This window comes from Dyadobacter sp. 676, from assembly GCF_040448675.1.
Taxonomy (GTDB): Bacteria; Bacteroidota; Bacteroidia; order Cytophagales; family Spirosomataceae; genus Dyadobacter.
This window is the reverse complement of record NZ_CP159289.1, coordinates 1,809,206-1,825,668: the sequence shown is the minus strand read 5'-3', so window position 1 is coordinate 1,825,668 and position 16,463 is coordinate 1,809,206. Positions and strand designations below refer to the sequence as shown.

Here is a 16,463-nt window from a genome sequence, read left to right as displayed (position 1 = left end):
TTGACAGCGACAGATTGTAACCGTATGTTTGGAAAAACCGTCAGGGATGTAATAAGGGAGCAAATTGTGATTGTTGTTACATGCCTGAGGGCATTTAGAAGTTTGGATGCGATTTAATGGCTGTTAATATTGCATTTGACGGCATTATAAGCGATTAACACTTTTTGAAATGAATATTAATGCAAACCTCGAACTATATCTTGTAACTGACGAAGCCGCCTGTCTCGGGCGGGACTTTTACTGGGTCGTGGAAGAGGCCGTGAAAGGCGGCGTTACCATGGTGCAGCTGCGGGAAAAGTCCCTTTCTACGCGCGCATTCATCGACCGAGCGATGCGTTTAAAGCACCTTTTGGAAACCTATAATGTCCCGTTGATCATTAACGACCGTGTGGATGTAGCGTTGGCGGTGGATGCCGATGGCGTACATATCGGCCAGAGCGATATGCCTTTTCAAACGGCGCACCGGCTGTTGGGAGAAGGCAAAATTATCGGCCTGTCGGCGGAGAAGCAGTCGGATGTGACGGAAGCAGGGCATTGGAACCTGTCGTACCTCGCGGTGAGCCCGCTTTTCACAACGCCCACCAAAACCGACACCGAAAAACCATGGGGAATCGAAGGGCTGCAATGGGCGAGGCGGGAGAGCCGGCATCCGCTGGTGGCGATCGGCGGGCTGCATACGGGCAATGCGCGAGAGGCTATCTCGAACGGTGCCAACGGCATCGCGGTGGTCTCGGCCATTTGCAGCGCACCATCGCCACGCGAGGCCGCAAGAGTGCTCAAAAAAATCATCCAGGATACCATCCTCTGGCCAACCTCCAACCACACCTGACTAGACCTGACTACACTTGACCACACCTGACCACACTCGTCCAACCACATCCATATGAACCGTTACCCGACTGTACTCACCATTGCCGGATCCGATAGCGGAGGTGGCGCAGGCATCCAGGCCGACCTCAAGACCATCGCGGCATTGGGCGCCTACGGAACTTCGGCCATTACCGCGCTTACCGCACAGAATACCCAGGGCGTGCGGGCTATTCATCCGGTTCCGCCGGCCTTCTTAAAGGAGCAGTTGGAGGCTGTCTTTGAAGATATTACCATCGATGCCGTCAAAATCGGGATGGTAAATACGGTGGAAGTGGCCCTTGTTATAGCACAAATGCTCGACCGTTTCAAGCCTGGTTTTGTGGTTTTTGATCCGGTTATGGTGTCCACCAGCGGTTCCAGACTGATCCGGGAGGAAACCGTTGATGTGCTTTGGAAAGAACTTTTTCCACGCGTAGATCTCATCACACCTAATCTCGACGAAGGGGAAATCCTGATCGGCGGTCAGGTCCGGACCGCTGCCACCATGAAAGGGGCTGCTACTCAAATGGTGGAAAAGGGCTGCAAAGCGGTGCTGCTGAAAGGGGGCCACCTCGTTGCACCGACGATCTACGATGTGCTGGTGCAGAAAGCACAGGACCCTTTGATCCTCGAATCGGATTACATTGACAGCCGGAACGTGCACGGTACGGGTTGCACATTGTCGTCGGCTATCGCAACCTATGTAGCCAGGGGCAATTCCCTCACCGAGTCGATTATTTTCGCGAAAGAATATATCGCGGGGGCTATCAGGGAGGGGAAGGATGTGGTTACCGGTCATGGTCCGGGTCCGTTGAACCACACATTTTCACCAATTTCCATGCAGATTTTATCATGAAGTTCACCGACCTGCTCTGGGCAGAAGCATTGCCGATATTCGAAGAAATACAGCGACATCCGTTCAATCAGGAGCTGAAAGAAGGTACATTACCGCTCGAAACGTTCAAATTTTACATTTACCAGGACTCGCTCTACCTCGCTGACTTTGCCCGTGCATTGGCCGTCGCCGGTACGAAAGCCGGCAACAGCAACGAATTGCTCGATTTTCTTCAATTCGCTCAAAACGCTATTCTGGTAGAGCGGGCATTGCATTTGGGTTATTTCAAAGAATACGCTATCGATTATCGATCAGGCAAAGCGCCGGGTTGTTTTGCCTACACCAACTACCTCATGGCCGTCAGCGCATTCGAATCCTACGAAGTGGCGGTCGCTGCATTGCTGCCTTGCTTCTGGATTTACAAGCGGATCGGCGATTACATTTATGCGAACCAAAACGCGCCGAACCCTTACCAAAACTGGATCAATGCATATGCCGGTGAAGACTTTGCGCAATCGGTACAAAAGGCATTGGACATTTGCGACCTGTTAGCGGAGAACGCTTCGGAAGCAACGAGGAAGAAAATGACCGAGGCGTATGTTACTGCTTCAAGACTGGAATATGTGTTTTGGGACAGCGCTTATCGGTTGGAAAAGTGGGTGGTTTGATGGCCGTGTTAGTATATGGCCTCCTTTGGGAAAATGGCGATAAGGCATGCCTGGGGCAAGCTCGCTCTTCCGTTCACATGACTGCTGAAAATTTTTCAACAAATTTTTAGGGGCACGTCTGGCTGAGTTGTCAGAATTACAAAACAACCAGCCATGAAAAAGTTTATCTTGACCTTACTGGCCGGGGCCACAAGCGCCCTGGCCTTTGCCCAGCCCGCACAAACTGTCAAAGGGCGCGTCGTCGATACCGAATCCCAGCAGCCCGTGATCGGGGCGAACGTGATCATTACCTCCGTTACGCCCATTATCGGCGGCGTGACCGACACCGAAGGGAATTTCCGCATTGAAAAAGTACCCGTAGGCCGCCATTCGTTTAAAATTACGAGCATTGGTTACGACGACGCTTTCTTGCAGGAAATCAACGTAGGCTCCGGTAAGGAAGTTGAGCTGAATATCAGGCTCACGGAATCGTTCCGCTCGTTGAACGAAGTGGTTGTGAAAGCGCAGAAAGAGAATGGCGCGCCGCTGAACGACATGGTGAGCGTAAGCGGCCGCTCGTTTACCGTGGATCAGACGAAGCGCTTTGCCGCGTCGGTTAACGATCCGGCGCGGATGGCGATGTCGTTTGCCGGTGTGGCGGCAACGGATGACGGGAGTAATCAGCTTATTATCAGGGGGAACAGTCCCAAAGGCATGCTCTGGCGCATGGAAGGGGTGGAAATTCCCAATCCCAACCATTTCGCGCAGGAAGGCGCGAGCGGCGGCGGTATCAGTGCATTGAGCGCCAACGTATTGGGTAACTCCGATTTTCTGACCGGCGCCTTCCCCGCCGAGTACGGCAATGCAACTTCCGGTGTTTTTGATCTCAAACTCAGAAAAGGCAACAATGAAAAACGTGAATATGCGATGCAGGCCGGTATTCTCGGGCTCGATTTCGCCGCGGAAGGGCCCATCGGTCCCAAAGGGGGTGCTTCGTACCTGGCCAATTACCGCTATTCTACGCTTTCTGTTCTCAACAAGGTTGGCGTTAATCTTAATGGGGATGCTTCGATCGATTTTCAGGATGGTGCTTTTAAGGTATATATTCCTTACGACGACAAGGTGGTGGTAAGCGTGTGGGGAATGGGTGGGCTCAGTACGTCGAAGGTGGATGATGAGGATATCAGGGAAACATTCAAGTCGAACCGTGGGATAATAGGGGTGAATTACCTTCGCTACATCAATAACAAGTCGTATATGGAACATATCGTTTCCTACTCGGCGACCAGCCAGACAGGTGATTTTTACGACAAAAATATCGATGCGACCTACCAGCAAAAGTTTGTAAATCAGGCATTGAGGCTTTCCTCTTTATATAATTACAAACTTAATGCACGGAACACCGTCCGCCTGGGTGTGATCATCAACCACCTGGATTTCGACTTGTTCGACAAGGATAATGAGGATGGCCCTTACGAAATCAATGTGAACCGGAACGGTAACACGCAGTTGTTTCAGGCCTATGCGCAATGGAAGTCGCGTTTAACGCCTACCGTTACCCTGAACGCCGGCTTGCACGGAATGTTGCTGGCTTTGAACAACCGTTCGTCGGTAGAGCCGAGACTGGGATTGAGATGGGCTGTGGCACCGCGTTCGACAGTGAGTTTCGGGGCCGGTTTACATAGCAAAACGGAGTCTATTTCAACTTATTTCGCACAGGTAAAAGTGTCGGACGACAAGACGGACCTGTTAAATAAAAGCCTCAAACTGACTAAATCGGCACATTTGGTGGCGGGATATGAGTTCCGGCCGTCGGCGAGCTGGCGCATCCTGGCGGAAACTTACTATCAGCATCACTACAACATCCCGATCGGCCCGGCGAACACGACGACGCCTTATCTGCTCCACAATTCACAACTGAACGAGATCAGCGGTTTTGTGAGCGATTCGCTGACGAGCGACGGAAAAGGCCGGAGCTACGGACTGGAACTGACCGTTGAGAAATCGCTCACCGCGGGCATTTATCTGATGAGTACAACTTCCTTGTACCAATCGAAATACACTGGTCGCGACGGAATCGAGCGCGACAGCCGATTCAATGGCAAATACGTACAAAACTTTCTCGCAGGAAAAGAATGGCGCGTAGGCAAGAACAAAACCAACATTTTCGCCGCCAATATCAAGCTTCTGGCTGCCGGCGGTAACCGCACTACGCCCGTCGACCTGAAAAAATCAAGGGAGAAGGGTCGCACCGAACGCGATTGGTCGCGCTCCTATTCGGAACAGCTTCCCGCCTATTTCCGCACGGATCTTCGGGTGAGTTATACCAAAAACAAAAAGCGCACGACATCCACCATTTCGCTCGACCTGCAAAACGCAACCAACCGGCTGAATGCATTGGAAAGCTATTACAACAAGAGGGAGGACCGGGTGAAGGTGGTTACACAGACGGGCCTTCTGCCTGTACTCAATTATCGTCTTGAATTTTAGGGAAGATTGCGGGACATATTTTCCGGTCGATAGTCGCGACGCCGGAACGGGAACCGGCAACGAGCCCGGCTTTGATGAAGGCGTCGGAGACCGTACGATAAAACCAGATCCCCGGCTAAACGGGCCTGCGTTCAAATCTTGGAACGGTTGTTTTACGGATGCCGGTTCAAATGAAAATTCAACGGATCTAAAAACAATCGTTATGGAAAAGGATTTTGAAGATAAAGAGGCTATTAAAAAATTAAAGTCGCTCGCCGGGGACATCCGGTTTTGTATGTACACGACGTACGAAAACGGCCGGATCGAGTCGCGACCGATGACGACGCTCGATATCGATGCCGAGGGGAATATCTGGTTCTTTACCAGCCGGCATACGGGGCTTGTGAAGGATATGAGGCATGGCGATCCGGTCACATTGATTTATTCAGACCCGAAAAACAATACCTACCTGAGCATTTCCGGTACGGCATCGATCGTAGAAAGCGAGCGCCGGAAGGAAGAATTGTGGGGCCTGATGTCGAAAGCCTGGTTTCCGGGCGGGAAAGACGACCCCGATCTGGCGGTTTTGAGGGTTACCACACAGGAAGCGGCCTATTGGGATAGTACTTCATCCAGGATGGTCGTATTCTTTTCGATGCTCAAAGCGGTTATTACGGGCGGTACACCCGACGGGGGCGATCATGGCAAGCTGAATCTGGTGTAGATGTATAAATTGAATGCAAAAGAGGCGGCCGGGTTTCCGATCGCCTCTCCGCTTTTATAAAAGGCAGAAGCATTTACTCCACACTTGCTTCCTCATTCACGTAGGCCTCTGCCAGTTCCGTCAGCTTGTGGTCGGTTTCCCCTTCCTGGTCAAGCGTTTGTTGCAGCATGTCGGCTACTTCGCTATGGCCAAGTGTGCGCGCAATATTGCGCAGCGTGCCGTACGAAGCGATTTCGTAATGCTCTACCTTCTGGGCGGCCATAATCAGCCCGCAGTCGCGCACCATCGTACCTTTGTCGGTGCTGTTGATGATTTCGTTGGCTTCTTCGATCAGCCCTTCCATGGCCGCGCATTTTTTAGCCTGCGCTTTTTCACCGATTCTCTCAAACACCTGTTCCAGTACTTTGGCGTGTTCTTCGGTTTCGGTAGTATGCTGTTCGAATGCCGCTTTCAGTTCTTCGGAAGTCGCGTTTTTCGCCAGTTTAGTCAATGCTTTCGCAAGGTTTTTCTCTGCCCAATACATGTCTTTGAGGCCGTCCACAAACAATTCCTTCAATTTTTCGCTGTCCGTTTCGGTGATTTGCTTACTGGCTGTTTTACCTTTTGTCGCTTTCATGATAATGTAGTTTTAATGGTCGTGGTTTTTATTGAAATGGATGGCAACCGCCATTTAATTGCCGTGCGCTGTTTAAAAATCCATACCAAGGGCGAAATCGCGCCCGCCGGAAACGTTTGGGTGACGCTTGAAGATATTCCTACACATATACGTGTGGCGAAGGTGCGAAACGGGCAGGAATGCTTTTTGAAACGGAGGCCGCATCATCAAAACAGACACCATGAAAAAGCGAAAACCATTCCGATCGGTTATTATTATTCTCGTGCTGGCTGGCGTAGCCTTTGCGATCTGGTATTTCTTCCAAAAAAGCGGCCCTGACCCTGTTTCCGGGTTAAAACCCCGTGTGGAAATGAGCGTTGGGCGTATCAGCGATATTACCGACAGTACCCTTAAAATGGAGCTTAAAACGGTCGTTTATAACCCGTTGCCGGTGGGTATGCATTTGAAAGGAATTAATTACGAGGTTAAAATGAATGGCAAGTCGATCGTCGAGGACCGTTACGGCAAGCCGCTTGAAGTCGCGGCGGCCGATAGTTCCCTGCTGACGTTGCCCGCCAAAGTAAAAATCCGTAATCTGCGTGTGGAGGGTGACGAAGAAGCTTCCCGGGGTAACGACAGCGCCGATTACCATTTTCAGACCGTGCTGCATTTCGAAAGGCCGTTTCTCGGGAAAGATTCGCTTGTACTCGATATCGACAAGCGGCTGCCGCTTTATCGCCTGCCGAAAATCAAGATGGCCGGCTATGATTTCAAAAAGCTGGGTTTGAAAGAATCGGATATCGTCGTTAAAGTGGAGGTGGCGAATATGAACCCGTTTTCGCTGGAATTTCAAAACCCGGTTTATGCGATGGATCTCGGGAAACAAAAACGCTTCGCGGAAGGGGCTGTGAAAGGTATTACCAAGGTAAAGTCGAAAAGCCGGGATATTTATGAAATTCCGCTGGAAGTCAGCCTGGGAAAAGTGATCAAGGCAGGTGCGCAGATCATCGGTAAGGGTAAAGAACTTCCGTTCACATTCTATTTTAAAAGCAAAATCAAATCCGAAAGCGAAGTTTTGAACAACAGCGACATTAACCTGGTAATGGACGGTGAACTTAAAGACGTGGAATCGTTCCAGAAGAACATGCAAAGAAAATAGGCCAAGCGGCAATCCCGGTACGCGGGCATCGCCGCTTAATGCATTACTGCTTGTCGAACCAGACCGTCATTTCATTCGCCCCGCGGTTTGCCCAGGCATAGTAGGGGATCAATGTGATATTTTGCTCCGTTGATTTCAGTACATTTATGCCGCCGAGCATTTCTTTCCGGTACTCGGGTGTAAATTCCTGTGTACCGGATATTTTTATCGAAAGGGCCTTACCGCCGTTGTCGTGGCCTTCCGCGCAGTAAAGTACCGGCCCGCGCTCGATCGCGACCTTGCCCTGGTTACTTTTCAGCTGCCCGCTGGCTATCACCTTTCGCACCGGCATGTCGAGCGACAGTTCGATTATATCGCCTTTTTTCCACAGGCGGTCGAGTTTCAGATAACCCTGTTCAACGACCGCTTCCGCTTTCCTGCCATTGATCATCAGATCCACCGGTTTGGCCAGTTTGTTTTCATAGGCGTACAGGTCCCCGGGGATAGCCTGGCCGGTCGCCCAGCCGGGAATGCGAATATGCAGCGGGAACGCGGCACTTTTTTCGGGATCGACCTGAATGCGGACGATTCCTTGCCATGGGTATTGCGTCTGCTGGGTGATGTGTACTTGCGTGGAGGGAAGCGCAATATTTGCTTTCGTATCTCCAAAAAGGTTGATAACTAATGTATTGCCCCGGGTTGCGTACATGTAAGCGGGCATGGATGGCAGAAAGCGCGAGACATTCGTCGGGCAGCAGGCGGTACCGAACCATTCGTGCCGTACCGCGCCCGAACCTTTGTTGAAGTCGTTAACCCCATTGGACGACATCGGGTTGACGTAGAAGAAGGTGTTCCCTTTTACGCCCATTCCGCCCAGGAAGCCGTTGTAAAGCACGCGTTCGAATACATCCATGTATTTGGCTTCGCCGCTGAGCAGGTACATTTTGTGGTTCCACAGCATGTTCGCAATGGCGGCGCAAGTTTCGGCATAAGCATTGTCGTTGGGAAGAACATAAGCTTTATCGAATGCCTCGCCGTCTTCACGGGCGCCCATTCCGCCGGTTATGTACTGCTTTTTGTAAGTAGCGTCATTCCAAATGGCATGGATGGCGGCTTGGTTTCCGGGATTGGGACGGAGTGCCAGCAGGTCGGCCACGCCCGTATACAGGTACTGCGCGCGTACCGCGTGCCCGACGGCCTCGCGCTGGCGTACGAATGGCACCTGATCCTGGAAGTAAGCCGGACCGAGCTTGTGCTCGTCGAGGAAAAGTGCGCGCTTGTCGGAACGGCCGCGCATATCGATGAAGAACCCGGCGAGGTCGAGGTATTCCTTTTTGCCGGTCACCCGGTAAAGGCGGATCAGCGCGAGTTCGGTTTCTTCATGGCCCGGCACTACCACCATTTGCCCTGGTTTCGGGCCTATTGTTTTTACCAGATGATCGGCATTCCGGATAGCCACATTCAGCAATGTTTTCTTGCCCGTTGCTTCATAATGCGCTACGGCCGCTTCATATAAATGCCCCGCATTATAAAGTTCATGGCTCCCGTTCTCAAACGAATAGCGGTAAGGACCGGCAATCCAGTCGAAGGAGCCGGTGGTGTCCTTATTGATGGTACGGATAGTATAAAGATAGCCGTCCGGCTCCTGGGCGGCCATGAAAAGCGTGATCAGACTGTCGAGATAACGGTCCAGCTGCGGGTCGTAACGGTTCGCGAGTACGTACGAGGCACCTTCGACAACTTTGAATACATCCGAATCGTCGAAACGCGCACCTTTGAATGTGCCTTTTTTCAGTCCGCCGGCGATGGCGAAATTATCCAACCGGCCCGACTCCTCACATTGGTGCAAAGCATGCGGGACTGTCACTGCCCGCGCGAGTTCCACACGGTCGTGCCAGAAACCCTGCGTAGTTTTGACGTTTTTGAGTGGTACCGGCCTGATGTCGCCGTTCTGAGCAAATGCGGATTGAAAGAAAAGAACAAGAATGAATAGGGGCAGCAATCTGGTCATCGGAAGTACAAAATTGGAATGCAATTGAGCTGAATGATTTGACTTGAACTCAAAAAACATGCCAAGTCCGTACTTCCGCAGGGCTTGAAGCGGCTCTACCCTGGCTACAAACCGTATTTCTCCATACGTCTGTAAAGCGCCGCACGGCTGAGTCCCAGCTCACGGGCGGCGTCGGTGATGTTTCCGTTGAAGCGTTTCAATGCCTTGATGATCATATTTTTTTCCATGTCTTCGAGGTCGAAACCGGTGGCGGTAGCCGGCTGCCCGGCCGAACTTTTGAGGAAAAGGTCGTCAGGTTGCAAGGTTTTTTCCTGAGAAAGGATTACCGCCCGTTCTACGGCATGCTGTAATTCGCGGATGTTGCCCGGCCAGTTGTACTGCTGCATTTTTTTTACCAGCGCATTGCTGATATCGTTGACGGGCCGGTTGTATTTCCTGGCGTATTGTTTGAGATAATAATCGGCGAGCGCGCTGATATCCTCGGGCCTGTCGCGTAGGGGGGGCAGTTCGAGCTCGATGGTGTTGATCCGGTAAAGCAAATCCTGCCGGAATGTTTTTTCGGTAACCATCTTCTCGATATTCATATTCGTCGCACAGATCAGCCGGACGTCGAGGGCAATAGGCTTGTTGGAGCCGACGCGCGTCACTTTGCGTTCCTGGATTACTGTGAGCAATTTGGCCTGCAAGGATAACGTGAGGTTGCCGATCTCGTCGAGGAAAATGGTACCGCCTTTCGCTTCTTCGAACCGGCCGGCACGGTCTTCTTTGGCGTCGGTAAATGCGCCTTTCACGTGTCCAAACAGCTCGCTTTCGAAAAGCGTTTCGCTGATTGCCCCCAGGTCGACGGCCACGAAAGGTTTGTCTGCTCGCCTGGAATGCTGATGCACATACTTCGCGAGTTGCGTTTTGCCTGTGCCGTTCTCGCCCAGAATGAGCACATTGGCATCGGTGGAGGCCACGCGTTCGGCGGTGAGAAGCACTTGCCGCATGCTGTCGCTCGTTGCCACAATGGTGTCGACGGCCGCCTTGTTATTCTTCTTGTTATCGTCCTTCGCTTTTTCCTCCGGTACGGGCACCACTTTGTCCTTGCCTCCTTCGAGTGCCGTACCGATCGTCGCGAGCAATTTGTCGTTTTCCCAGGGTTTCAGGACAAAATCGATGGCTCCGGCCTTGATGGCCCTGATCGCCATTTCGATATCGCCATAAGCCGTGATCATGATCACTTTCGCGGCGGGGTTAATGTCCAGGATACGATCGAGCCAGTGGAAACCCTCACGGCCGCTGTTCACGTCGCGGGTGAAGTTCATGTCGAGCAGGATCAGGTTGTAATCGCCGTTGGTGACGAGAAATGGCAGTTTTTGCGGATTCTTTTCAATGTCGACGGTCTTGGCGTGGCGTTTCAGTAAAAGTTTGGCGGCACTGAGTACGTCAACATCGTCGTCGATAATCAGGATCTTGGCTTCTGAGAGTAGCATGGCTGTTTTCTTGTGGTGCGCAGGCGGGTTAACACTGCCGGATACGGACTAAACGGAATTGTTTGTCAAGATAAGGAGGCAATTTCAAATATTATTTCCTACAAAGCTAAAATGTCACTATTTTACCTAAAAAGAGGAGGAAAAGACGCTTGTCCGCGCCCGAACAAAGTTGTCCGATAACGGACATCATGAGGCTTGTTTGGAATATAAATATTATTGATATTCAAACGGTTAAAGGGTATTGCCTGCTTTGGCATAGTGATTGGATTGTAAAAGCCGAATACAAACGCGAACTCAATCACTAACATATAATGGAAGTTAAGACACCTAACTCGACGAGCACTGGCAACGGTTTTTCCGGAGGATCATCCATGGACAGAGTCAAACCCAAGAAATTCTGGAATACCAAACGCATCAGCATCATCGGCGGTAGCGTTTTGCTGGCAACGTTCCTGATCTATCAGTTCTTTTTCGCAGATAAAAGAAGCAAGCTGAATGTAGAGCAGGACAAACTGACAGTTTCGACCGTCAAGCAAGGCAAATTTGATGAATTTATCGTCGTAACCGGGGTTGTCCAACCACTCAAGACTATCCAGCTAGATGCGATCGTGGGTGGTTATGTAACTGAAAAACTGATCGAAGGCGGTAACATGGTGAAACAGGGCGACATTCTGCTTCGCCTGGAAAACCAGAGCCTGAAACTGAGCTTCCTCCAATCGGAAACGGAGGCCAGCCGCCTGGTAAACGATCTTCAAAATACCCGGCAGAACTTGAAAGTGGCGCGGTTTACACTTCAAAAGACATTGAGCGACCTCGATTTTCAGCTCGATCAGGCCAAAGACGCACACGAACGGAATGTGAAACTGTACAAAGACAAGGTTATTCCGGAAGCCGATTACCTGAAAACCAAACGTGACTACGAAAAGCTGGTAAGGCAGCGCGAGATCGAGATCGAATCGCAGAAATACCAGGAAGAGAACGCGAGGATGCAGATTTCACAACTGGAAGGAACACTGGCCAATACCCAGAAAAACGTGAGCCTGTGGCGGCAGACGCTGGATAACCTCGTGGTAAAAGCGCCGGTATCGGGTCTGTTGTCGTCCATGAATGTGGAGGTGGGCTCGAATATCAACCAGGGGCAGAATATCGGTCAGATCGACGACCTGAACGGTTTCAAAATGCGTGTGAGCGTGGATGAACATTACATTTCGAGAATTTTCGTAGGGTTACAGGGCTCGATGGAGTTCAATGGGAAGGATTACGGTTTGAAAATCATCAAAATCTATCCAGAAGTACTGAGCGGCCGGTTCGAAGTAGATATGCAGTTCGATAAAGGGGCACCGGAGCTGATCAAGCGCGGTCAATCGGCGCCGATCCGCCTGCAACTCGGCCAGCCTTCGCAGGCTACGCTGCTGCCATCGGGAGGTTTCTTCTCGGAAACAGGCGGAAACTGGGTGTATGTGGTTAGTGAAGACGGAAAACGCGCCGTGAAGCGTAACATCACGCTCGGTCGCAAAAATCCCGAATATTTCGAGGTCCTCGAAGGCCTGAAACCAGGTGAAAAGGTCATCACCAGCTCGTACGAGAACTTTGGAGATAATGAGGTTCTGGAGTTTTAGACGACTTGGGCCGTCGGCTTTCGGCTGTCGGCTTTTACAACGATGACTTAATACTGAACTTGTCATAAAACCGGGCCTCAGGCCTAAATTCAAAGAATTACCATAACCAAGGCCGAAAGCCGAAGTTAAATTAAATCCCTACAATTTATCATAAACCACGCAGACAGCCGAGTGCCGAAGCCGAAAGCCAGAAAAACCAAATGATCAAGATTAGCAACATGCACAAGGTATTTTCTACCGAAGAAGTAGAAACCACAGCCCTGAACGGTATCGACCTGGAAATCAAGGATGGCGAGTTCGTCGCTATCATGGGACCTTCCGGTTGCGGAAAATCGACCTTGTTGAATATCCTCGGGTTGCTCGACAACCCCAGTGAAGGCTCGTACGAGTTTTACGGAACAGAGGTTGCCAAAATGTCGGAACGCCAGCGTGCGCAGATCCGCAAGGGTAACATCGGTTTCGTGTTCCAGAGCTTCAACCTGATCGACGAGTTGACGGTCTATGAAAACGTGGAACTGCCTTTGCTGTACCTGAAAACCCCTCCGGCAGAACGGAAAGAAAAAGTGGAAGCGGCCTTGACCCGCATGAACATGATGCACCGCCGCAACCACTTCCCGCAGCAGCTTTCGGGGGGACAGCAACAACGTACGGCCATCGCGCGTGCCGTGGTCGCGAATCCTAAGACAATCCTGGCCGATGAGCCTACCGGTAACCTCGACTCGAAAAACGGGGAAGAAGTAATGAACCTGCTCAGCCAGCTGAATGCGGGCGGCACGACCATCCTGATGGTAACGCACTCACCTTACGATGCCGGTTTTGCCCATCGCATCGTGAACCTCTTCGACGGTAAGATTGTGACTGAGAAAATACATGTTTAGAAATTCTCCGGCTATTGGCGTGGCTTTATAGCGGGAACTTTTGATGCGGGGCCAAGCACCCCTGGAATGCAATGCGGGGGGCCTCCGGGGCAAGCCCGGTATCGAAGCCAGTTTATACAATATGCCAAATCTAACCATGAAGAAAATCCTAACCATCCTTTTGGCCGGCGTAAGCACGCTGGCCATCGCCCAGAAAAGATCTTATCTCAGCCGCAGTATCGACGACGACGGGAAAAAATTATCCATCAAAATCTCCGGGACGCTCGACGGCCGGGAAGTGAACATCGACAAGTCTTTTGATGTCGAAGGTATGAGCAAGGAAGAACGCGAAGCGTTACGCGAGTGCGTATTGTCGTCCATTGCCGAGGGAAATCTGGATTTGCCGGCTCCCAAAGGAATCGGTAGTGAATCGGCTGTGGCGGTTTTGCCCAAACCACCGGTGCCTCCTGCTCCTCCCTCGTCGGAACCGATGGCATTCTCGTCGAATGAAGTGAATGCCGAAATAGTGTCGTCGGGCAAAGGTTTTATCCGGGAGCCGGCATCAAACGCTCCGAAAGGTTTTTCCAAACACGTCCGCTACAACTCCGAGACCGGTGAAATGTTTATCAAATACCGGTTTGTGAAAAACGGGGACGAGTACATCTATGAAAAGACGGTGAACGCCGCCGATAAATCGGAGAAAGAGCGGCAGCGGATCGTCGAAAATTTCGAAAGCGAGATGGGCTTGCCGGGGAACGGCATGGAAATATAAATGCTTGGAATAATGCTGAAAAATTATCTCAAAATTGCCTGGCGGAACCTGCGTAAACACAAGTTTTACTCGGGTCTGAACATATTCGGTTTGTCGTTCGGGCTGGCAAGTTGCCTGCTCATTACGCTTTACGTGATCGACGAACTGGGGTATGACCGTTCATTCGCAAATGCAGACCGTATTTACCGGGTCAATGCAGATATCCGTTTCGGCGGTGCCGACATGTCGCTTGCAGTGGCGCCAGATCCGCTTGCATTTACATTAAAGAAGGACTACCCGCAGGTTGAGCAGGTGGTGCGTTTGCGTGAAAACGGCAGCCAGCTGGTGAGACGCACCAATGCTACCGAAAACCTCAAAGAAGAGCATGTGTTCTTTGCCGACTCTACCTTTTTCAAAGTGTTTTCGGTGCCCTTGCTGTCGGGCAATCCCGAGAAGGCACTGACCGAACCGCATGCGGTGGTCATCTCGGAAACCGATGCAAAGAAATATTTCGGAAAGGAAAACCCTATCGGAAAAGGATTGTTGATCGACGGTAAAGAAACGTATACCGTTACCGGTGTCATGAAAGATTTGCCAAAGCGCTCGCACATGCGTGATCTCAACATGTTGCTTTCTATGAGCACCTATGAAGCCAGCCGGCAGAACGACTGGGGAAGTCATAATTTTAATACCTATTTATTGCTCCGGAAAGGGATCGATCCTGCGCAGTTCGAGAGAAATTTCGAAACGGTCCTTCAAAAATATACTTCCAAATGGCTGCAAGGGTTTCTGGGCGCGTCGCTCGAAGATCTACGGAAATCGGGCAGTTATCTGAAATATACGTTGTTGCCTCTCACCGACATTCACCTGCATTCCGACCGTACGGCGGAGATCAATGCAAATGGCAATATCCAGTACGTTTATATTTTTGCCGTCGTAGCCGTTTTTCTGCTGGCGATTGCGTGTGTGAATTTCATGAACCTCGCCACGGCGCGTTCCGCTAACCGCGCGAAGGAAGTAGGCGTTCGCAAGGCATTAGGCTCGGAGCGCTCATCGCTGGTAAGCCAGTTTCTGACGGAGTCGGTGATGCTGAGTTTCTTCTCGCTGGCACTCGGAATGCTCATCGCTTATCTTGCATTGCCGCTGTTCAACAATCTGGCGAGCAAGCAGATCGGGTTTCCGATAACGAACCCGTGGTTTTGGCTGATATTAGTGCTGACCGGCACCGTAGTAGGTGTTTTGGCCGGAAGCTATCCCGCATTTTTTCTGTCGGCATTCAAACCGTTGAAGGTCTTGAAAAACACCATCGAGCAGGAAGGCAGGGGCAGCGGATATCTGCGCAATGCCCTGGTTGTGTTCCAGTTTGTGATTTCTGTAATGCTGATCGTCGGTACCGGCGTTATTTATCGCCAGCTTAACTACATCCAAACCAAGAAACTCGGCTTCAACAAGGATCAAATGCTGATCGTAAACGACGCTTATGCGTTGGATAATCAGGTGAAGGCGTTCAAAGAACAGGTTTTAATGCTTCCGAACGTGGAAAGTGCCACAGTGACGAGCTTCCTGCCTACACCGTCTTCGCGTACCGACCACACTTTTTTCCCGGTCGGTCAAATGCAGCAGGATAAAGGCATTAATATGCAGAAGTGGGCAGTCGATTATGATTTTGTGAAAACAATGGGCCTGCAGATGGCCAGCGGCCGCGCTTTTGCAAAAGAGTTTCCGTCCGATTCTGCGGGAATTGTGATCAATGAAGCCGCAGCAAAAGTGCTGGGTTATGCGAATCCCGTAGGAAAGAAAATATTCGGTTATGAGGACGCCGAATTGACAAAGCGGGTCGATTACACGATTATCGGAGTCGTAAAAAACTTTCATTTCGAGTCGCTGCGAAAAAACATCGGCGCTCTGAGTCTGATCCTTTACAAAAGCTCCGGCTCCGTTGTATTCCGCATGAAAGGCGGCGACGCTCCCCGCACAGTGAAGCAGGTAGAGGCGCTTTGGAAGAAAATGGCACCCGGCCAGCCTTTCAATTACCGGTTCATGGATGAAGATTTCGACAATGTTTATCGTAGCGAACAGCGTGTAGGTCAAATATTTATCACATTCGCCACCATCTCGGTCATCATTGGCTGTCTGGGCCTGTTCGGGTTGTCGGCCTTTACGGCAGAGCGGCGCACAAAGGAAATCGGTGTCCGCAAAGTGCTGGGCGCGAGTGTTGTCAACATTGTTGCGCTGTTGTCCAAAGAGTTTATAAAGCTGATCGTCATTGCCATTGTTATCGGCAGCCCCATAGCATGGTTCGGTATGAACCTCTGGCTGAACGATTTTGCCTACCATGTTGATCTTGCCTGGTGGATGTTCGCCGCCGCGGGAGTGCTGGCGATTGTTATTGCATTGGTCACGGTAAGTTTTCAGAGTATCAAGGCCGCGCTGACGAACCCTGTGAAGTCGTTGAAATCGGAGTGAGGTAGTCGTTATCCGATATTTAAATAG

13 protein-coding genes are annotated in these 16,463 nt (G+C 51.0%); 10 read left to right on the top strand and 3 right to left on the bottom strand.

Features of this window, described 5'->3' with window-relative positions; genetic code table 11:
* Positions 1–169 precede the first annotated feature (169 nt).
* The 5 genes from thiE (at position 170) to ABV298_RS08230 (ending at position 5,524) form a co-directional block, all read left to right on the top strand.
* Entirely contained in the window at positions 170–829 is a 660-nt protein-coding gene (thiE, locus tag ABV298_RS08250; protein WP_353721673.1) for a thiamine phosphate synthase, read from the top strand.
* A gap of 54 nt (positions 830–883) precedes the next feature.
* Positions 884–1,705: a bifunctional hydroxymethylpyrimidine kinase/phosphomethylpyrimidine kinase gene (gene thiD, locus ABV298_RS08245; RefSeq protein ID WP_353721672.1), complete on the top strand. Its 822-nt coding sequence runs from the start codon at positions 884–886 to the stop codon at positions 1,703–1,705.
* Positions 1,702–2,352 carry a thiaminase II gene (gene tenA, locus ABV298_RS08240; protein ID WP_353721671.1) on the top strand — a complete coding sequence of 217 codons (651 nt, stop codon included), beginning with the start codon at positions 1,702–1,704 and terminating at the stop codon, positions 2,350–2,352. The genes thiD and tenA overlap by 4 nt, the downstream gene beginning before the upstream one ends.
* A 153-nt stretch (positions 2,353–2,505) precedes the next feature.
* The gene (locus ABV298_RS08235) at positions 2,506–4,821 is read left to right on the top strand and encodes a carboxypeptidase-like regulatory domain-containing protein (protein WP_353721670.1); all 2,316 of its coding nucleotides are present in this window, start codon (positions 2,506–2,508) and stop codon (positions 4,819–4,821) included.
* Between the two features lie 202 nt (positions 4,822–5,023).
* Positions 5,024–5,524, top strand: a complete 501-nt coding sequence (locus ABV298_RS08230) for a pyridoxamine 5'-phosphate oxidase family protein (protein ID WP_353721669.1) — start codon at positions 5,024–5,026, stop codon at positions 5,522–5,524.
* Between the two features lie 73 nt (positions 5,525–5,597).
* Here the strand turns inward: ABV298_RS08230 and ABV298_RS08225 are convergent, their stop codons facing one another.
* A complete protein-coding gene (locus ABV298_RS08225; protein ID WP_353721668.1) occupies positions 5,598–6,140 on the bottom strand; it encodes a ferritin-like domain-containing protein in 543 nt (180 codons plus the stop codon).
* Between the two features lie 220 nt (positions 6,141–6,360).
* Between ABV298_RS08225 and ABV298_RS08220 the strand changes: the two genes are divergently transcribed.
* Positions 6,361–7,278 (top strand): LEA type 2 family protein, encoded by a 918-nt coding sequence (locus tag ABV298_RS08220; RefSeq protein ID WP_353721667.1) that lies wholly within the window; start codon positions 6,361–6,363, stop codon positions 7,276–7,278.
* 43 nt (positions 7,279–7,321) lie between these two features.
* Here ABV298_RS08220 and ABV298_RS08215 read toward each other — a convergent pair whose 3' ends face one another.
* Together ABV298_RS08215 and ABV298_RS08210 are read right to left on the bottom strand one after the other, a co-directional pair.
* The gene (locus tag ABV298_RS08215; RefSeq protein ID WP_353721666.1) at positions 7,322–9,268 is read right to left on the bottom strand and encodes a beta-L-arabinofuranosidase domain-containing protein; all 1,947 of its coding nucleotides are present in this window, start codon (positions 9,266–9,268) and stop codon (positions 7,322–7,324) included.
* Between the two features lie 104 nt (positions 9,269–9,372).
* Complete coding sequence (locus ABV298_RS08210) at positions 9,373–10,743, bottom strand: sigma-54 dependent transcriptional regulator (protein ID WP_353721665.1); 1,371 nt, start codon at positions 10,741–10,743, stop codon at positions 9,373–9,375.
* A 371-nt stretch (positions 10,744–11,114) separates the two neighbouring features.
* Here ABV298_RS08210 and ABV298_RS08205 point away from each other — a divergent pair, with 371 nt between their 5' ends.
* From ABV298_RS08205 to ABV298_RS08190, 4 genes are all read left to right on the top strand, one after another.
* Positions 11,115–12,362: an efflux RND transporter periplasmic adaptor subunit gene (locus tag ABV298_RS08205; RefSeq protein ID WP_353723155.1), complete on the top strand. Its 1,248-nt coding sequence runs from the start codon at positions 11,115–11,117 to the stop codon at positions 12,360–12,362.
* A gap of 200 nt (positions 12,363–12,562) precedes the next feature.
* Complete coding sequence (locus ABV298_RS08200; protein WP_353721664.1) at positions 12,563–13,240, top strand: ABC transporter ATP-binding protein; 678 nt, start codon at positions 12,563–12,565, stop codon at positions 13,238–13,240.
* A 136-nt stretch (positions 13,241–13,376) separates the two neighbouring features.
* A complete protein-coding gene (locus ABV298_RS08195) occupies positions 13,377–13,991 on the top strand; it encodes a hypothetical protein (protein ID WP_353721663.1) in 615 nt (204 codons plus the stop codon).
* Positions 13,992–14,003: 12 nt separating this feature from the next.
* Positions 14,004–16,436 carry an ABC transporter permease gene (locus ABV298_RS08190; RefSeq protein WP_353721662.1) on the top strand — a complete coding sequence of 811 codons (2,433 nt, stop codon included), beginning with the start codon at positions 14,004–14,006 and terminating at the stop codon, positions 16,434–16,436.
* The last annotated feature ends 27 nt before the right edge of the window (positions 16,437–16,463 follow it).

Coding starts and splice junctions, on each gene's coding strand:
- ABV298_RS08200 (WP_353721664.1), top strand. CDS start 12,563: ATGATCAAGATTAGCAACATGCACAAGGTATTTTCTACCGAAGAAGTA.
- ABV298_RS08190 (WP_353721662.1), top strand. CDS start 14,004: ATGCTGAAAAATTATCTCAAAATTGCCTGGCGGAACCTGCGTAAACAC.
- ABV298_RS08205 (WP_353723155.1), top strand. CDS start 11,115: ATGGACAGAGTCAAACCCAAGAAATTCTGGAATACCAAACGCATCAGC.
- tenA (WP_353721671.1), top strand. CDS start 1,702: ATGAAGTTCACCGACCTGCTCTGGGCAGAAGCATTGCCGATATTCGAA.
- ABV298_RS08235 (WP_353721670.1), top strand. CDS start 2,506: ATGAAAAAGTTTATCTTGACCTTACTGGCCGGGGCCACAAGCGCCCTG.
- ABV298_RS08210 (WP_353721665.1), bottom strand. CDS start 10,743: ATGCTACTCTCAGAAGCCAAGATCCTGATTATCGACGACGATGTTGAC.
- thiD (WP_353721672.1), top strand. CDS start 884: ATGAACCGTTACCCGACTGTACTCACCATTGCCGGATCCGATAGCGGA.
- ABV298_RS08230 (WP_353721669.1), top strand. CDS start 5,024: ATGGAAAAGGATTTTGAAGATAAAGAGGCTATTAAAAAATTAAAGTCG.
- thiE (WP_353721673.1), top strand. CDS start 170: ATGAATATTAATGCAAACCTCGAACTATATCTTGTAACTGACGAAGCC.
- ABV298_RS08215 (WP_353721666.1), bottom strand. CDS start 9,268: ATGACCAGATTGCTGCCCCTATTCATTCTTGTTCTTTTCTTTCAATCC.
- ABV298_RS08220 (WP_353721667.1), top strand. CDS start 6,361: ATGAAAAAGCGAAAACCATTCCGATCGGTTATTATTATTCTCGTGCTG.
- ABV298_RS08225 (WP_353721668.1), bottom strand. CDS start 6,140: ATGAAAGCGACAAAAGGTAAAACAGCCAGTAAGCAAATCACCGAAACG.
- ABV298_RS08195 (WP_353721663.1), top strand. CDS start 13,377: ATGAAGAAAATCCTAACCATCCTTTTGGCCGGCGTAAGCACGCTGGCC.